Origin of the sequence: Methylobacterium organophilum, assembly GCF_022179465.1 — a bacterium.
Classification (GTDB): Bacteria; Pseudomonadota; Alphaproteobacteria; order Rhizobiales; family Beijerinckiaceae; genus Methylobacterium; species Methylobacterium organophilum.
Map to the genome: position 1 here is coordinate 376,485 of NZ_BPQV01000002.1, position 15,383 is coordinate 391,867.

At 69.6% G+C, this 15,383-nt stretch carries 17 protein-coding genes; 11 read left to right on the forward strand and 6 right to left on the reverse strand.

Translation table 11 applies throughout. The annotated features are described in order from the left end of the window. The first annotated feature begins 16 nt into the window (after window positions 1-16). The gene (locus MFF21_RS04420; RefSeq protein ID WP_238309988.1) at window positions 17-595 is read left to right on the forward strand and encodes a tyrosine phosphatase family protein; all 579 of its coding nucleotides are present in this window, start codon (window positions 17-19) and stop codon (window positions 593-595) included. A 19-nt stretch (window positions 596-614) separates the two neighbouring features. Here the strand turns inward: MFF21_RS04420 and MFF21_RS04425 are convergent, their stop codons facing one another. Next, entirely contained in the window at window positions 615-1,739 is a 1,125-nt protein-coding gene (locus MFF21_RS04425) for a branched-chain amino acid ABC transporter substrate-binding protein (protein WP_238309989.1), read from the reverse strand. A gap of 253 nt (window positions 1,740-1,992) precedes the next feature. Next, a complete protein-coding gene (locus MFF21_RS04430; RefSeq protein WP_238309990.1) occupies window positions 1,993-3,159 on the reverse strand; it encodes a polysaccharide biosynthesis/export family protein in 1,167 nt (388 codons plus the stop codon). A gap of 262 nt (window positions 3,160-3,421) precedes the next feature. Here MFF21_RS04430 and MFF21_RS04435 point away from each other — a divergent pair, with 262 nt between their 5' ends. From MFF21_RS04435 to MFF21_RS04470, 8 genes are all read left to right on the forward strand, one after another. Then, window positions 3,422-4,705, forward strand: coding sequence for an alpha/beta fold hydrolase (locus MFF21_RS04435; protein ID WP_238309991.1), 1,284 nt, complete (start codon window positions 3,422-3,424; stop codon window positions 4,703-4,705). Window positions 4,706-4,785: 80 nt separating this feature from the next. After that, entirely contained in the window at window positions 4,786-5,280 is a 495-nt protein-coding gene (locus tag MFF21_RS04440) for a gluconokinase (protein WP_238310191.1), read from the forward strand. A 43-nt stretch (window positions 5,281-5,323) separates the two neighbouring features. Then, complete coding sequence (locus tag MFF21_RS04445; protein WP_238309992.1) at window positions 5,324-6,127, forward strand: Cof-type HAD-IIB family hydrolase; 804 nt, start codon at window positions 5,324-5,326, stop codon at window positions 6,125-6,127. Between the two features lie 177 nt (window positions 6,128-6,304). After that, entirely contained in the window at window positions 6,305-7,180 is an 876-nt protein-coding gene (locus MFF21_RS04450) for a transglycosylase SLT domain-containing protein (RefSeq protein WP_238309993.1), read from the forward strand. A 293-nt stretch (window positions 7,181-7,473) separates the two neighbouring features. Beyond that, complete coding sequence (locus MFF21_RS04455) at window positions 7,474-8,385, forward strand: helix-turn-helix transcriptional regulator (protein ID WP_238310192.1); 912 nt, start codon at window positions 7,474-7,476, stop codon at window positions 8,383-8,385. Window positions 8,386-8,606: 221 nt separating this feature from the next. Next, window positions 8,607-9,470 (forward strand): serine O-acetyltransferase, encoded by an 864-nt coding sequence (gene cysE / locus MFF21_RS04460; protein ID WP_238309994.1) that lies wholly within the window; start codon window positions 8,607-8,609, stop codon window positions 9,468-9,470. 190 nt (window positions 9,471-9,660) lie between these two features. Beyond that, entirely contained in the window at window positions 9,661-9,876 is a 216-nt protein-coding gene (locus MFF21_RS04465) for a DUF3126 family protein (RefSeq protein ID WP_238309995.1), read from the forward strand. 111 nt (window positions 9,877-9,987) lie between these two features. Continuing rightward, window positions 9,988-10,317, forward strand: a complete 330-nt coding sequence (locus MFF21_RS04470; protein WP_238309996.1) for a DUF6949 family protein — start codon at window positions 9,988-9,990, stop codon at window positions 10,315-10,317. A 71-nt stretch (window positions 10,318-10,388) separates the two neighbouring features. Here the strand turns inward: MFF21_RS04470 and MFF21_RS04475 are convergent, their stop codons facing one another. The 4 genes from MFF21_RS04475 to MFF21_RS04490 form a co-directional block, all read right to left on the reverse strand. After that, the gene (locus tag MFF21_RS04475) at window positions 10,389-11,078 is read right to left on the reverse strand and encodes a transglutaminase-like cysteine peptidase (RefSeq protein WP_238309997.1); all 690 of its coding nucleotides are present in this window, start codon (window positions 11,076-11,078) and stop codon (window positions 10,389-10,391) included. A 156-nt stretch (window positions 11,079-11,234) separates the two neighbouring features. Then, a complete protein-coding gene (locus MFF21_RS04480; protein ID WP_238309998.1) occupies window positions 11,235-11,870 on the reverse strand; it encodes a transglutaminase-like cysteine peptidase in 636 nt (211 codons plus the stop codon). Between the two features lie 227 nt (window positions 11,871-12,097). Then, window positions 12,098-12,724, reverse strand: coding sequence for a PilZ domain-containing protein (locus tag MFF21_RS04485; RefSeq protein WP_238309999.1), 627 nt, complete (start codon window positions 12,722-12,724; stop codon window positions 12,098-12,100). Window positions 12,725-12,840: 116 nt separating this feature from the next. Further along, window positions 12,841-13,482, reverse strand: coding sequence for a PAS domain-containing protein (locus tag MFF21_RS04490; protein WP_238310000.1), 642 nt, complete (start codon window positions 13,480-13,482; stop codon window positions 12,841-12,843). Window positions 13,483-13,968: 486 nt separating this feature from the next. Here MFF21_RS04490 and MFF21_RS04495 point away from each other — a divergent pair, with 486 nt between their 5' ends. Together MFF21_RS04495 and MFF21_RS04500 are read left to right on the forward strand one after the other, a co-directional pair. After that, window positions 13,969-14,784 (forward strand): rhomboid family intramembrane serine protease, encoded by an 816-nt coding sequence (locus MFF21_RS04495; RefSeq protein ID WP_238310001.1) that lies wholly within the window; start codon window positions 13,969-13,971, stop codon window positions 14,782-14,784. Between the two features lie 164 nt (window positions 14,785-14,948). Further along, entirely contained in the window at window positions 14,949-15,380 is a 432-nt protein-coding gene (locus MFF21_RS04500) for a CBS domain-containing protein (protein ID WP_238310002.1), read from the forward strand. Window positions 15,381-15,383: the final 3 nt, after the last annotated feature.

The window sequence follows — 15,383 nt, forward strand, 5'->3', positions numbered from 1 at the left end:
GTGCTAGCGCAGCCCCGTGAACACCTCCGCCATCACCCTCCACACCGTCTGCGGCCTGGACGAACTCGTCGAACACGAGGCGCGGGGCGTGAGCCATGTGCTCTCGATCCTCGATCCTGACACGCCGGACCCGACCGCCTTCACCGCCTACGGAACGCACAAGCGCACGGTGCTGCGCTTCCACGACGCGATCGAGCCGGGGCCGGACGTGGTGCTGCCGGAGCAGGAGCATGTCGCCGCGATCCTCGATTTCGGCCGCGCGGTGGCGGAAGTGGGGGCACAGGACGCCCATATCCTCGTCCACTGCCATGTCGGCATCTCCCGCTCGACCGCGGCCCTGCTCACGCTGTTCGCCCAGGCCGAGCCGGAAACCTCCGCAGAGGCGCTGGTAGCGCGGCTGCACGCGCAGCGGGAGAAGGCCTGGCCGAATGCCCGCATGGTAGGCTTCGCCGACGCGATGCTCGGGCGGGCGGGAAGCCTGATCGAGGCGACGCGGCAGCTCCACGCGCTGCAGCTGCGCAAGCGCCCGCATCTCGAGCCGCTGATGCGCGACCTGAAGCGCGGCGCGGAGATCGACGCGGCGCTGCGCGGTTGAGGCGCGCCTCCGCCTGCCTTCAATTGGACTTGGCGGGGGTGAAGGCGCCGTTCTGCCAAACGTAGAGCACGTAGCCTTGGGCAGTGACGTCGCCCTTGGCATCGAAGCCGACCGCGCCGAGCACGAGGTCGAAGCGCTCCGTATGCAGGGTGCGGGCGATCTTCGGAGCCTCCAGGGAATGGGCGAAGTTCGCAGCCTCCACCAGGGCCTGAAGCGCCGCGTAGCCGTAGATCATCGAGCCGTCCGGCTCGATGCCCTGTCCCTTGAAAGCGGCGACCACGCCCTGCGCCTCCGGCTTGCGGCTCGGATCGAGGTAGAAGGTCATCAGCACGCCGTTGCTGGCGCCCCCGGCGATCTTGGCAAACTCCGGCGTGGCGATGGCCGAGGTGCCGAACCATTGCGGCTTGTAGCCCCGCTCGGCCGCGATCCGCACCAGACGGCCCATCTCCTGGGCGTCGCCGCCATAATAGACCACGTCGAGGCCGGCGCTCTTCAGCCGGTCGGCCAGCGCTGCGTCGTCGGCGTCGCTCGGCTGGAAGGCCGCGAACAAGGCCTCGTTCACGCCGATCCGGTTGAGATTGTCCTTGGTCGCCGCGGCGAGGGTGCGGGCGGCCGGGGAAGGATCGTAGAGGATGGCGATCTTGCGGTCGCGGAACCGCTCCGCCAGCACCGCCGCGGAGAGCCGGGCCTGGTCGTCGTCGCGGCCGCAGACGCGGAAGATCGTCGGAAGCCCACGGTCGGTGAGTTTGGCCGCCACGGAGGCCGCCGAAATCATCACGACGCCGTTGGCCGCGTAGATGTCGGAGGCCGTCAGCGAGGCGTTGGAGCAGACATGCCCGACGACGAGGCGGACATTGGCCTGGACGTAATGGTTGGCGACCGCCGTGGCCTGGTTGGAGTCGCAGGCATCGTCCTGCACGTCCAGGACGATGGTCTCGCCGTTCATGCCGCCCTTGGCATTGGCATCGCGCGCCGCCGCCTGGACCCCGCGCAGCACCTGCTCGCCGACGCCGACATAGGGGCCGGACCGCGGCACGGCCACGCCCACCACGACATCCGCCCGGGCTGCAACGGGCAGGCAGGCCGCGGACAGAGCGAACAGGAATGCGGCGAGCGGCGCGCGCGGCAGGCGTGTAGCGGTCATCCCGCCCCCTATAACGCCTGAAGCGGCCCGTCCAAGTCTCCGCGTCTCGAGTCGTGCGATGGAGAACACGTGGTTGCTCGCGAAGGCGACCTCCGCACGGCCCTCGGTCGCCGCGGGGGCACGGCGCCGCCGATTCGTGCCGCCCACGGCAGCCATGCCGCCGCCATGGAAGACGCGGGGTGCCCAGCTTGGCAAGCCGTGGCGACGACGTGCGACCCTCGGTCCAGACGTTTCGAGAGGCAGCGGCCTCTGCCTACCGCACGGCGGTTGCGATGCCGGCGCCTGCGGCGACGGGGGATGTGACGGTTGAGAAGACGGAGAGAACCTTCTGGAGTTCGACCAGGGGGGCGTTGGAGACGTAGATCAGGTCGCGGTTGCGCATGCGGAAGGCCTGCTGCAGGAACAGGCTGTTGGGGTCGCGCATGTTGAAGCGGTAGACCACCGGCACGAGCTTGGCGTTGAGCAGGGGCGAGCGCGGGCGGAGGCGGCGCACCAGCGAGGCCGGCTCGAAGCGGAAGATGAAGGCGCCTTCCGGATCGGCGGCGAAGGTGGAGAGCCCCGAGGCCCGGGCCAGCGCCTGGGCGAGGGAGATGCCCTCGGCCCTAAACTCGATCTCGGTGGTGTTGCCGAGCGCCCCCACCGCCAGCACCGTCTGCGGATCGCGCACCAGCGTCAGCGTGTCGCCCGGGCGCAGGTAGATGTTCTCGCGCGGGTTGGCCACCACCGCCGAGAGCGGCACCGTCACCGTGGTGCCGTTGCGCGACAGGCGCACGAACACCTCGTGCACCGGCGCGCGGGTGCCCCCGGCCGAGGCCAGCACGTCGAGCAGCCGGTCGCCCTTCTGCGAGAGCGGGATGCGCGCCCCGGCCACCACCTCGCCGTTGACGGTCACGCTCTGCGACAGGGGCCGCGACACGCTCACCAGAACCTGCGGCTGGATCGCCTTGCCGGACAGCTCGTTCTCGATCAGCGTCTGCACGTCCTGGGCGCGCCGGCCCGCCACCGGGATGCGCCCGGCATAGGGCACCGAGATCGTCCCGTCGCGCGCCACCGGCTGGTCCGGGATCATCGCCGACTTGGAGCCCGCCGAGAACCGGTCGGCCACCAGCGGGCCGGAGAACAGACCGCCCGAGCCCGCCTCCCAGATCTGCACCGAGACGGAATCGCCCACCCCGATCAGCGGCTCCGGCGCACCGCGATTGTCCCCGAAGGTCGAGAGCAGGCTGTCAAGCGGGCGCGCCCGCAGGGCCTCCACCACCGACGCGTCCACGTCCACGATCTCGTAGCGCGCAAACAGACCCTCGCTCGTGGCAATGTCCGCCCCCTCAACGACCGCGCTCGTCGTCGGCCCAGAAGCCGGGAGCACCGAACACCCGGACACCGCGAGGGCGGTGACCAGGAGAAATGGGATCGCGCGCATCCAGGCTCGCCTGTGGTTGCTCTTTGGTTCCGTGCCTAGCTCAAAGGCACGGCACTGTCCGTGGCGGGTGGGACACAGTCCCTCGAAGAGCCCTGCCGTCTGCCGGCCGTCCCCGCTGACCACAGGAGGCGATGTCGTTCAGGAATTATTGATGTTTCTTTGTGCTAAGCGTGCGGATGTGTTGCCGAAGATTGCGTTGCGATCTTCGGCAACGGGAGATACTGCCTTTCATGTCGCCGGGGCGGGCGCGTGGGCTGAGAGCATGCAGAAAGCAATCGGCTACACGCCTCCGCATCTTGCGGATCCGCGCCCCGGTCGCGTTTGCCGACGCAGGGTCTTCTACCTGCCGGGCTACGACCCAGAGGCCCGCACCCGCTACCGCCTCCTCTTCGTTCGCGAGCTCAGCCGCCGCGCCAAACGCTTCGGCGAGCCCAAGCCGGAGATCGGCCCGGCGAAGCTGAGCGCGGACGGGTTCGTCCAGAGCTGGACGGTGAAGGCGGGCCCCTCCCTGGGCGACACGCAGACCCGCTACGACGTGCTCCTCTGGGACGATATCGTCATGCGGGATTTCGCGCGCTCGAAATTCGCGAGCGCCGGGCTTCTGCTGGCCGGCATGCTGCACGCCCTCGCCGCGGGCAAGCTGTTCCAGTTCTACCGGCTGAATTGGAAATACGGGAACGTTATCGTCTACCCTTTCGTCATGCTCGCCGCGCTCGGCCTCGCAGCGGCGGGCCTCGCGGCCTTCGCCCACGGCCATCTCGGCAACGGGTACGACCACAGCCTCGGCCTGCCACCCTGGCTGTCGATCTCGCTCGGCATCGCCCTGGCGATCGGCGCCGTGAAGGCGGTCGAGGTCTTCCTGAATCGCATCTTCTTCTGGCAGCTCGTCAACGACTGGGTCTTCAACTGGCAGCATGGGCAGGGCTGGCGCCCCGATTACGAGCGCCGCCTCGACGTGTTCGCCGAGATCGTCCTGGCCGAGATCGCGGCGGATCCGCAGGTCGACGAGATCCTGATCGTGGGCCATTCCACCGGCGGCCTGACAGCAGCGGAGTTGGCCGCCCGCATTCTCGCCCGCGATCCCGGGCTCGGCGGGGAGGGCAATCCACCCCTGGCACTCGCCACCCTCGGCTCGGCCCTGCCGCTCGTCGCCCTGCAGCCCCAGGCCGCGCGCCTGCGCGCCGAGATCGCGAGCCTGGTCGCCTCGCGGCGCCTCGTCTGGATCGACTACGCCGCGCCCCAGGACTGGATGAACTTTCCCGGCTTCAACCCCGCCTTCGACCTCGAAGCCCCCCGGGTCGGCCCCATCGCCAACCCGACGCTGCGCTCACCCTGCTTCAAGGACATCATCGACCCGGCGATCTATCCAAGGGTCCGCTGGCGCCCGTTCCGAATGCATTTCCAGTTCCTGATGGCCAATGACCGCCCCGGAGAATACGACTTCTTCGCCATGGTTCTGGGGCCGCAGCGGCTGCGCGAACGCGCCTGCGCGACCGGCCCCGCCACGTCGCCGAAGGCGGGCTCGCCCTTGACGGACGCCGCTTGAGCTTATCTCCCCGGGCAGGATCAGGCTCCAGGGGAGGGTAGGTGGACAGGAAGGCCGACACGCCGCAGGTGCTCCTGGTGATGGGCGTCTCGGGCTCCGGGAAGAGCACGGTGGCAAGCCTGCTGGCGCAGCGCCTCGCCTGGCCCTTCGTCGATGGCGACGACCTGCATTCCGCCGACCATGTCGCGAAGATGCGCTCCGGCCACGCTCTCGACGAAGCCGACCGAACGCCCTGGCTCGCCCGGATCGGCGCTTGGATCGACGCCCGGCTGAAGGCGGGCGAATCCGGCGTCATCGTCTGCTCGGCCCTTCGGCGCGCCTATCGCGACGCCCTGGTGGGGGGCCGCGCGGTGCGCCTCGTCTATCTCGAAGGAAACCGCGACCTGATCGCGGAGCGGCTCGCCGCCCGGCGCGGCCATTTCATGCCGGGCTCCCTCCTCGACAGCCAGTTCGCCGCCCTGGAGCCGCCCGGGCCCGACGAGGATCCCATCACCGTCTCGATCGAAGACCCGCCCGACGCGATCGTGGCCACAATCTGCGCCCGGCTGGACCTTCCAGCGGGTGATACAGGTTGAGGCGGGCAACCGTTCCGAAACCGCCTCTCGTCGAAGGTCGCGCATGGACATCGCCCTGGTCGTCTCGGACGTGGACGGGACGCTCGTCACCACCGACAAAAGGCTGACGCCGGCGACCGTCGCAGCGGTGCGGCGGCTGCAGGCGGCCGGTATCGCCTTCACGCTGGCCTCGAGCCGGCCGCCGATCGGCCTCAAGGCGCTCGTCGAAGCCCTGGACCTCAGCCTGCCGCTTGGTGCGTTTAATGGGGCTACGATCGTGCGACCGGACCTCAGCCCTGTCGCGCAGACGCTGCTGCAGGAGGATACGGCCCAGGCGGTCGCCGGGCGCCTCGAAGCCGCCGGGGTGGATCTCTGGATCTTCGCGCAGGGCGCCTGGATCCTGCGCGATCCGGACGGCGCCTATACGGATCTGGAAGCCCGGACGGTCGGCGCCGACCCGCGGGTGGTCCCGGACCTCGCGCCCTTCCTGACCTCCGCCTCCAAGCTCGTCGGCGTCTCCCGCGACGTCGGGCTGCTGCATGACCTCGAGCGCGATCTGTCGGACGCCTTCGCCGGGCGGGCCGCCATCCACCGGTCGCAACCCTACTATCTCGACGTCACCCCGCCCCATGTCGACAAGGGCCGCTTCGTGAGTTGGATCGCCGAGAGCCTCGGGATCGGCCCGGACCGGATCGCCACCCTGGGGGATGCCGGCAACGACGTCGCCCTGTTCCGGCGCGGCCGGCTCTCCATCGCCATGGGCAACGCGGCGCCGGAGGTGCAGCGGGCCGCCTCCGCCATCACCGCCTCCAACGATGCCGACGGATTCGCCGAGGCGGTCGACCGGCTGATCCTGCCGCGCCGCTGACGGGCGGGCGGCCTCGATTCGGACCGCACCGAGGGCCGAAGCTGTGCCATTCCTGCGACAGCCTCCCCCGAAACCGCCACGCCTCCACAGCCGAGCCTGCCCGAACCGCTTTCTCGCCTCATTTGCCCGCGACCCAGGCGGGAGAACTGAGCCGTTAGAAACAAACCCGGGTCGACCATGCTCCAACGCGCCCTGCTCGCTGCCTTGATCGCCGCCGCCACGCAGGTGCCCGCGACGGTCCAGGCCCAGGACGGCACCCGGGACAACATCAACCAGCTCATCGAGGAGCAGGCCCGCGCCAACAAGGTGCCCGCCGCCTTCGTGCACCGCGTGGTCAAGCGCGAGAGCAACTACAACCCGAAGGCCAAGGGCGGCTCGGCCCTCGGCCTCATGCAGATCAAGCACGCCACCGCCCGCGGCATGGGCTATTCCGGCGATGCGGCGGGCCTGTACGATCCGGCGACGAACCTCAAATACGGCATCGCCTATCTCGCCGGCGCCTATCGCGCCGCCCAGGGCGACCTCGATCAGGCCTATCGCTACTACAATCGCGGCTACTACTACGTCGCCAAGCGCCTCGGCATCGTGAACGAGACCGCCGAGGTCGACACGGCCTCCCCCCCGGCCGCAGCGCAATCCGCCTCCGGCTTCGACGGCCTGTTCGGCCCGAAGGCGCAGCCCGCCTCCGCCGCAGCCAATCCGAACCAGGCCCTGGCCTATGCCGGCGGCGCGATGCCCGCTCAGGCAGTCGAGGTGCCGCTGCCGCCGATGCGGCCCGCCGCGCTGGCGGGTGGGGCCGTCTATACCGCGCTCGAGCCCGCCGCCGCGCCCCAGGCTGCTCCGGTTCCGTCCGCCCCCGCGCCGATGCCGGCCGCCTCCGCGGCAACCGCGCCCGTGATCGTGGCCGCCGCGGATGCGGTGGAAGTACCCCTGCCGCCGGTGCGGCCGAGCACTATGATGCTGGCCGCGGTCGCCAAGCCTGCTCCAGTCGCTCTCCGGCTGCGGACGGACATGCCGGTTCTCGAAGCCGCCGCTCTTCCCGCAGCGCAATAACGATTGTGTGGGAGCGACCGCGCCTGTAATCGTTTTCAAGCGATTGTCGGCGCCGCACCCGATTCTTGTCGCCGGCTTTCCGCGGATCGGCTTGATCCCAGGCACGGACGACCTCAGATGGGGATCGAGCGCGGCCCGCTCGCGTGAAATTGGTCCGGTGGTTGCAGGAGACGGCGCGTATTGCCTTTCCGAATGCCGGATCGGGGCGATATTCTCCATCGGCCGCCGGCGGTCGACGCCGGCAACGATTCCCGTTCCGGCGCCTCATGAGTAACGAAGTGACGGACGACGCCATGACCGGCGCCATCGATCAAGAAGCCGCCTTCCTGAGCGAGCTCGGACGCAGGGTACGCAATGCCCGCACCGTGCGCGGCCTCTCGCGCAAACTGCTTTCCCAGACGTCCGGCCTGTCGGAGCGCTATATCGCGCAGCTCGAGGGCGGGCAGGGCAACGTCTCGATCATCCTGCTGCGGCGCGTCGCCAATGCCATGGGCGTCCGGCTGGACGATCTCATCGCCGGCCAGGACACACCGGCCGAGTGGCGCATCGTGCGCGATCTGCTTGAACACGCCACGACGGACCAGGTGGCCGCGGCCAAGGCTGCCCTCGCCGGCACGCCGGCCCTCGGCGCGGGCGGCGGGCAGCCGCGGGTCGCCCTGGTCGGCCTGCGCGGCGCCGGCAAGTCGACGCTCGGCAAGCTCGCCGCGGCGCGCCTCGGCTGGACCTTCATCGAGCTCAACGCCGAGATCGAGCGGGAGAACGCCCTCTCGGTGAAGGAGATCTTCGCGATCTACGGCCAGGAGGGCTATCGCCGCCTGGAGCAGAAGGCCCTGCGTCGCCTCACCGAACATCCCGGCCCGGTCATCCTCGCCACCGGCGGCAGCATCGTCGCCGAGCCGCTCACCTACGATCTGCTGCTCCAGTCCTTCTTCACGATCTGGTTGCAGGCCCGGCCGGAGGAGCATCTGCAGCGGGTGCGCGACCAGGGCCATCTCGCCGCCACCGGCGACCAGGCCTCGGCGCTGGAGGATCTGAGGGCCGTGCTCCTCAGCCGCGAGCCGCTCTATGCCCGCGCCTCGGCCGCGGTCGACACCTCGGAAGTTCCGGTCCCGCAGATGCTGGAGCGGGTCGTGGCGGCGATCCAGGCGCGCTTCGGCATCGCCGCCCCGGGCAGCGCCTCGGGTCTCGCGCAGGAGTCGGCCTGACACCGCCCCCCTTGATGCGGGGGCGGGAGCGCACCACGCTAAGCTGCAAGGCCCGTCGGTAGGGAGGACACTCCTTTCCCGGCGGCCAGGAACGGCGATCCGTTCTCCGAGCGGGCGCGTGCAGCACAGGATTCGACCGGGTCTTCGCAAAGCGTTACTCCGGTCGTGGCATGCTGACCTCCCTGCCCGGGGTCCCATGCCCGCAGGTCGAGGAGGAGCTCATGTCCGCCAGCGCGTCCGTCAACCCGACCCACCGGGGGACGGAAGGCATTGCCGGCGTCGTCGATCCGCTCTGGAGCCGCGTCCGCTCGGAGGCGGAATCCGTGCTGCGGGACGAGCCGCAGCTCGCCTCCTTCCTGGTCTCGACCATCCTCAACCACCCGACGCTCGAGGCCGCGGTCTCGCAGCGGGTGGCGGCCCGCCTCGGCCATCCCTCCCTGCCGACCGACCTCGTCGCCCATGGCTTCCATGAGGCCCTCGCCGACGATGCCCGGATCGGGCAGGCCCTGCGCGCCGACATCGCCGCGGTGCTGGACCGGGATCCGGCCACGACCCGGGCGCTGGAGCCGGTGCTCTATTTCAAGGGCTTCCACGCGATCCAGGCGCATCGTCTCGCCCATTGGTACTGGGGCCACGGGCGGCGCGACCTCGCCCTCTACCTGCAGAGCCGCTCCTCCGAGGTCTTCCAGACCGACATCCACCCCGCGGCCCGGATCGGCCGCGGCGTCTTCCTCGACCATGCCACCGGGCTCGTCGTCGGCTCCACCGCGGTGATCGAGGACGACGTGTCGATCCTGCATGCGGTCACCCTCGGCGGCACCGGCAAGCATGGCGGCGATCGTCACCCGAAGATCCGCCACGGCGTGATGATCGGTGCGGGCGCCAAGATCCTCGGCAACATCGAGGTCGGGGAATGCGCCCGGGTCGCCGCAGGCTCGGTGGTGCTGCGGGACGTGCCCGCCCACACCACCGTCGTCGGCGTGCCCGCACGGGTCGTCGGCGCGGCCGGCTGCGCGGAGCCCTCCCGCTCCATGGATCAGCTCGTCGCGATGAGCGACTTCATCGACATCGCCGGCGGCATCTGAACCCGGATCGGCCGGCCGAGGGATCGCGCGGATGTCCGAAGACGTCTCGTCTCTCGGCGGGACGCGCTTGCCCGCCGCGCCGCATCATGGCAAGCCGCCGCCATCCCCGCACGTCCCCGGCTGCCGGAAGATCCCGAGGCCGCCGGTGCGAGCCGTGCCGCACGCCCTCCCGAACCCGAAAGGCCGAAGCGTGAACAAGACCGACATCGCGAAGGTGCAGAGCTACCTCCGTCGCACCTTCGCCAACACGAACATCCGCGTCGTCGGCCGCCCGAAGAAGGACGATTCCGCCGAGGTCTATATCGGCGAGGAGTTCCTCGGGGTCGTCTCCGAGGACAAGGAGGACGGCGACAACTCCTTCCAGTTCAACATGGCGATCCTCGACATCGACCTCGACGAGGAGTGAGCCGGAGGGGCAGCGACCTGTGGGCAGCGTTTACCCTGCCCACGGGTTTTGCTTAACACTTCGTTAAAGGGGCGGCAGAGTGCGCGCGTCGGCAAACGCGGAGCGCGCACCATGGGTCTTTCCCCCTCGTCCATCGAGTCGCTTCAGACCCTCTGCATCGGCCTCGCCCTGGCGGGGCTGCTCGCCAGCGCCTTCGAGCTCGTCACCGAACGCCGGGCGAGCTTCACCCTTCTGGAGAAGGGCGGCGTCTTCGCGGTGGCGGCGCTGCCGATGCTGGCCTTCAGCGCGCCCTTCATCATCCTGCGCAACACCCTGCGCGGACGCCGCATCGAGCGGCGGCCGATGCCTTTCGTGATGATCGCGACGATGATCGCCTGCGGCTGGAGCCTGGTCTCGGGCCGCGTCGCCCTCGACCTCGCCCATCTCGTCGTCGGCGGCTGAGGCGGTCTTCGCCCGGCCTTCCGGAGAGGGGGTCGGCCCCGGTCCCGACCGGGGCACGGAGACCACGTCCCCTATCGGTTGGCGGTGGTGACGGGGGAGGCGCCGTTGTTGAGGGAGACCCAGGCCTTGCCCTCCTGGCCCTCGCGCTTGATGAAGCTGTAGCCGGTGTTCTGCCAGGCCAGCACGGCATTGGTCTTGTTGTCGAGGATGAAGTCCCCTCGGTCGGTGCGGACCATCAGCACGGCGTGGCCCTCGCCGATATCGTCGATCACCACGGTCATGCGCAGCGCCCGGCGCGGCAGGCCGCGCTCGACCAGCATGCGGCGCTTGAGCAGCTGCATGTCCTCGCAATCGCCGAAACCGTCATCGGGATAGTCCCAGCGGTCGACCACGCCCCAATGGGCCATGTCGGTGATCGGCTTGATGCGGGCGTTCACCCGGCGCGTCACGCTGGAGAGCATGCGCCACACCGCGGGCGTCAGGGTGATCTTCTCCGGCTCCGCCGTGTTGACGGTGCATTCCGCGGGCATGCGGTTGCAGAAGTCGTTCCAGGCCGCCACCGGCCGGGCGGCCGCCCCCTCTTCCGCGACGCTGCCCTGGTCCGGAAGCGCCGCGACCGTCCGCGCCTGGGTCGAGGCGCCCCCGATGAGAAGGAGGCTGGCGACCACACTCAGATGCGCGGTGCGGCGGAGGCGGTTCCGGAGGGCGGCGCGCCCGATCGCCGTGCCGCCATCGACGCAACGCAGAACCGCGTACCGCATGATCCGGAGCCCAGCCGCCACTTCCCGGTCATGAAGCTGGCATGACGGTCGCCGGAGCTCAACACGAAAGTTAAACCAGGGGTAACGCGCGACACTGGCTACCCGTTCCACGATAGGACGCCCCAAAATGATGAGCCGCCCTCGTGAGTCCTGCGCTTAGCGATTGGCAGTTGTCGTCGGCGGTGTGACTCCGCCTAGCGAGACCCATGCCACCGCCTCCTGCGACTCGCGCTTGATGAAGGTGTAGCCGGTCTCCTGCCAGGGCAGAACCGCGCTGGTCTTGTTGTCGAGGATGAACTCGCCGCGGTCGGTGAGCAGAGTGAGGACGGCGTGGCCTTCGCCCTTCTCGTCGATCACCACGGTCATGCGCATGGCCCGGCGCGGCAGGCCGGCATCGGCCAGCAGACGGCGCTTGAGCAGCTGGAAATCCTCGCAATCGCCGCGGCCGTCCTCGGCGAGGTCCCAGTGGTCGGGCCGGCCCCAATGCTCGGGGTCCGTGACCGCCTCGATGCTGCGGTTGATCCGGCGGTTCACCGCGTTGACCATCGACCAGACCGCGGGGGTGAGGACGATGCGCGTGGGCTCGGCGGTGTCGACCGCGCATTCCGTGGCATAGGCCTGGCAGAAATCGATCCAGGCGGCGAGCGGCTTGGCGGCGCCGAGCACGTCGAGGCTCATCCGAGGCGTGGGCAGGGCCGCGACGGTCTGCGCGGATGCGGTCACCGGGACCAGGGCCAGCGCCGCCGCGAGCCCCATGCCGAGAACCTTGAGAGAGAAGACCGCCTGCTGCATCGCCGCCATCCGCTGGAATGGGGCGAGAATGCGTTGGGCCCTGCTCCGGCGGCCTGAAGCCGATCCGAACAATTTTATCGAATTTCGGCCTGGACCGGGGCGCTTCGGAGCAGGGGCAACGACACCGTGCGGCTTTTCTTAAAACCGTCCCGGCCGGATTCAGGATCGGTGAACCATCCGCACGGGGGAAAAGGCATGCGGGGCGGCGGGCCGCCCGGCGGAACGCCTCAGAGCGTCAGGCCTTCGTGGAAGTCGTCGGCCGGGATCGGCAGCATGAACTGGGCGCCGATGCCGCCCTCGAAATAGCGCACCACCCGGCCCGGCGTGTTGCCGACCATCACATGCGTGCCGAGCGGCGGCGCGATGCTGGTGGCGAGCGCGACGCCCGACATCGACACGTCGATGATGCGCGCCGGCGCCTCGCGGCCATTGTCGAGGCGCAGCAGAACGGCGCTGCGGGTCGGCACCAGACGCTCGTGGGTCCGGCCCTCCGGCAGGCCCAGCATCTCGCGATTGGCGAGCCAGGTCAGCTGCGAGGCGATCTTCTCGCGCTTGCGCGCGGTGGCGACGATGCGCGCGGCGAGCCCGGTGCGCGTGTGGCGGACGATCACGCCCTCGATGCGGCCAATCTGCTCGATATAGAGCACGATGCGCTCACCGAGCGCGCCGACGACCGCGCAGGTGATGCGGATCCCGCCGGGCGACATGTCCACGGTCTGGCAGGGAAATTCGCGCCGATCCGACAGCATGTAGCGGCCGAGCAACGCCACCGGCACCCGCTGGTGGCGGCGCTGGTCTGCCGCTCCCACCGGGGCGGGGGCGAAAGCAACGGCACGGGCGGCAGCCTCGATCATGTCGTCTCTGCGTTCGAGGGGCGCGGGGTCATACCCTCGAACGTTGCACGACAGAAGTTACCAAAGGCTTGAACCAAAGGAAGTTGGTAACCCTAGATTATAATCGGTTGTATACTTCAAGTCCTGCCGCCGGGATGCACCATCAGATGCCCCCGACGCCAGGGGCGGGAATCGTTGGCCGGCGGCGGGATCGTCGCGATCAGCGGCATCCGCTCGCCCGGCGGCGGGTCGAGGGGGACGAAGGCGGGGAGGGGGCCCCTCAGGACGCGCTGGGAGACCGCCTCCAGCCGCACGATCGGGCGCAGGCCGAACCAGTGCGGCACGTGGAAGGGGCTCAGGGCCCCGAGCAGCCGCGATCGCGTCCGGCCCCGGTGCCGCAGCGGCAGGAGCAGCAATTCGAGATCGAGCGCCTCGCCCTGCCTGGTCCGGCCCTTCAGCCCGGCGATCAGACCGACCCTGTCGCAGGCGACGGTCTCGACCAGGTGCTGGGGATGGGCGAGGGAGGAGGGCGCCATGCCGTCCCCCCACAGGCCGGCGAAGGCGGTGCCGCGCAGCTCGCGCCCGAACATGGCGCAGAGGCGCGTGCCCCCGATCCGGATCACCGCCTCCTCCGCCGGGGCCTCGATCTCCAGGATCAGGCTGTCCGCCAGCAGGTTGCGGATCGCCCCGGGCTCGATCTCGCTGCGCTCCGGGGCGCTGCGCTCGCCCCGCAGGCGATCCCAGTAGGCATGGAGCAATCGGCTCGTCGGATGCTTCATGTCGTTCCGAATCGTAGGGGCCGGCGGCCCGACCCGACGAAGACTCGATTCCCTGCGGGATGGGCGCCGCCAGCGGCCCGCCGCCTCAAGCTCTCGCACAGGCAGACGCCCGAACGGAACCTCGGCTCCGGGACGCCAACAATTAAGTTTCTGTTAAGGTTAACGCTCGGTTGACGTTGCCAGAGCGAGGGCAGCGGGCGACTATGCCTCATCGGATCGGAGCGCGGATGCCGCCGAGATCCACGATGGTGATGACCCGAGGTTGCGAAGTCTTGAACAGAGGAGGGGCCGCGTCGCGGTCCACGCCAATCCCAAGGTCCGGTCGGCGTGCCGCAGCGTTCGTGCGGCGATCCTTTCTGAAAGGGAGAGCGGAAACGCTCTCCCTTCTTTTTTTCTGGAATCCGGCGGATTTCACATGGCCCGCAGGCCGGGATGCGGCGCCTGGAGGGCTTGCGGCGGCGGCGCGAGGCCCGACATGGTGACGGCATGGATGCCTCCCCCGATTTCCCGCGCCAGAGCCGCGTGCCCGTCTTCAACATGCCCGGCATCGTCACGGCGGCGATCGCGCTCCTCCTGGGGCTCCATGCCTTGCGCACGGTCCTCCCGGACAGCTGGGACATCGCGCTGCTGCTCGATCTCGCCTTCATCCCCGGCCGCTGGACCGCCGCGATCGACCCCTCCCGGGCCGCCGACATCATCTCCGCCGCCGGGACGGGGAGCGGCGGGACCGAGATCGCCGCGGCGCGGGAGGAATTCGCGCGCTATCTCGTCGCCCAGCCCTCGGCGAGCCCCTGGACCTTCGCGACCTACGCGCTGCTGCACGGGTCCTGGATGCACGTGATCTTCAACACGGTCTGGCTCGCCGCCTTCGGCTCGCCCGTGGCGCGCCGCTACGGCCCCCTGCGCTGGCTGGTGCTGGCGATCGCGGGCGCCGTGGCCGGCGCGTTCCTGCATCTCCTGATCGATCCCTTGAGCACGATGCCGCTGGTCGGAGCCTCCGCCGGCATCTCCGCGCTGATGGCCGCCGCCGCCCGCTTCGTGTTTCAGCCGCCGGCCCGCTTCACGCCTTCCGTGCCCTGGCAATTGCCGCCGGAGCCGCGGCTCCAGACCCTGCCCGAGCTGATGCGCAACCGCACCGCCGTGCTGTTCCTGGCCGTCTGGCTCGTCACGAACCTGCTGTTCGGCCTCGCCGCCATCCCGCTCGGGGGCGAGGACGGGCCGATCGCCTGGGACGCGCATCTCGGCGGCTTCGCGGTCGGCTTCTTCCTGCTTCCCCTGCTGGAGCGCCGGATACGCACTTAAGTGCATTATTCCGCAAGATTAGGCACGATTTTGCTATCAACATCGTGAAGACCGCTTGCCAGGACGGTGCGGTCGACCCACAATCGTGGATGAGATCGGGAGAAACCCGGCCTGCAACCTGCGCCGCAGGGGCTGGCGGCGCGTCTGTCCAGGGAGGGACATTCATGAGCGTCGCTCGCATCCTTGCCGAGAAGGGGAACGCCGTCGTCACGGTGCCGCCACACCGCACCATCGACGAGGCGATCCATCTCCTGGCCGAAAAGCGCATCGGCGCCCTCGTCGTGACCGGCGCCGAGGGACGTGTCCTCGGCATCCTGTCGGAGCGTGACGTGATGCGGGCGCTCGCCTCCGATGCAGGCAGCGCCTTCGACCAGCCGGTCTCCCGCTACATGACGAGCAAGGTCGTCACCTGCACCCGCCGCGCCACGGTGGAAGAAGTGATGGAGACCATGACCGAAGGCCGGTTCCGCCACCTGCCTGTGGTGGAGGAGGGGCGCCTGCTCGGCGTCGTCTCCATCGGCGACGTGGTCAAGCGCCGGATCGCCGCCGTCGAGGCCGAGCATCAGGCGATGCGCGACTACATCACCATGGCCTGACCC

What these genes read in the sequence shown, in the direction of transcription:
- MFF21_RS04425 (WP_238309989.1), bottom strand. Translation starts at nt 1,739, where the DNA reads ATGACCGCTACACGCCTGCCGCGCGCGCCGCTCGCCGCATTCCTGTTC.
- MFF21_RS04430 (WP_238309990.1), bottom strand. Translation starts at nt 3,159, where the DNA reads ATGCGCGCGATCCCATTTCTCCTGGTCACCGCCCTCGCGGTGTCCGGG.
- MFF21_RS04435 (WP_238309991.1), top strand. Translation starts at nt 3,422, where the DNA reads ATGCAGAAAGCAATCGGCTACACGCCTCCGCATCTTGCGGATCCGCGC.
- MFF21_RS04440 (WP_238310191.1), top strand. Translation starts at nt 4,786, where the DNA reads ATGGGCGTCTCGGGCTCCGGGAAGAGCACGGTGGCAAGCCTGCTGGCG.
- MFF21_RS04445 (WP_238309992.1), top strand. Translation starts at nt 5,324, where the DNA reads ATGGACATCGCCCTGGTCGTCTCGGACGTGGACGGGACGCTCGTCACC.
- MFF21_RS04450 (WP_238309993.1), top strand. Translation starts at nt 6,305, where the DNA reads ATGCTCCAACGCGCCCTGCTCGCTGCCTTGATCGCCGCCGCCACGCAG.
- MFF21_RS04455 (WP_238310192.1), top strand. Translation starts at nt 7,474, where the DNA reads ATGACCGGCGCCATCGATCAAGAAGCCGCCTTCCTGAGCGAGCTCGGA.
- cysE (WP_238309994.1), top strand. Translation starts at nt 8,607, where the DNA reads ATGTCCGCCAGCGCGTCCGTCAACCCGACCCACCGGGGGACGGAAGGC.
- MFF21_RS04470 (WP_238309996.1), top strand. Translation starts at nt 9,988, where the DNA reads ATGGGTCTTTCCCCCTCGTCCATCGAGTCGCTTCAGACCCTCTGCATC.
- MFF21_RS04475 (WP_238309997.1), bottom strand. Translation starts at nt 11,078, where the DNA reads ATGCGGTACGCGGTTCTGCGTTGCGTCGATGGCGGCACGGCGATCGGG.
- MFF21_RS04480 (WP_238309998.1), bottom strand. Translation starts at nt 11,870, where the DNA reads ATGCAGCAGGCGGTCTTCTCTCTCAAGGTTCTCGGCATGGGGCTCGCG.
- MFF21_RS04485 (WP_238309999.1), bottom strand. Translation starts at nt 12,724, where the DNA reads ATGATCGAGGCTGCCGCCCGTGCCGTTGCTTTCGCCCCCGCCCCGGTG.
- MFF21_RS04490 (WP_238310000.1), bottom strand. Translation starts at nt 13,482, where the DNA reads ATGAAGCATCCGACGAGCCGATTGCTCCATGCCTACTGGGATCGCCTG.
- MFF21_RS04495 (WP_238310001.1), top strand. Translation starts at nt 13,969, where the DNA reads ATGGATGCCTCCCCCGATTTCCCGCGCCAGAGCCGCGTGCCCGTCTTC.
- MFF21_RS04500 (WP_238310002.1), top strand. Translation starts at nt 14,949, where the DNA reads ATGAGCGTCGCTCGCATCCTTGCCGAGAAGGGGAACGCCGTCGTCACG.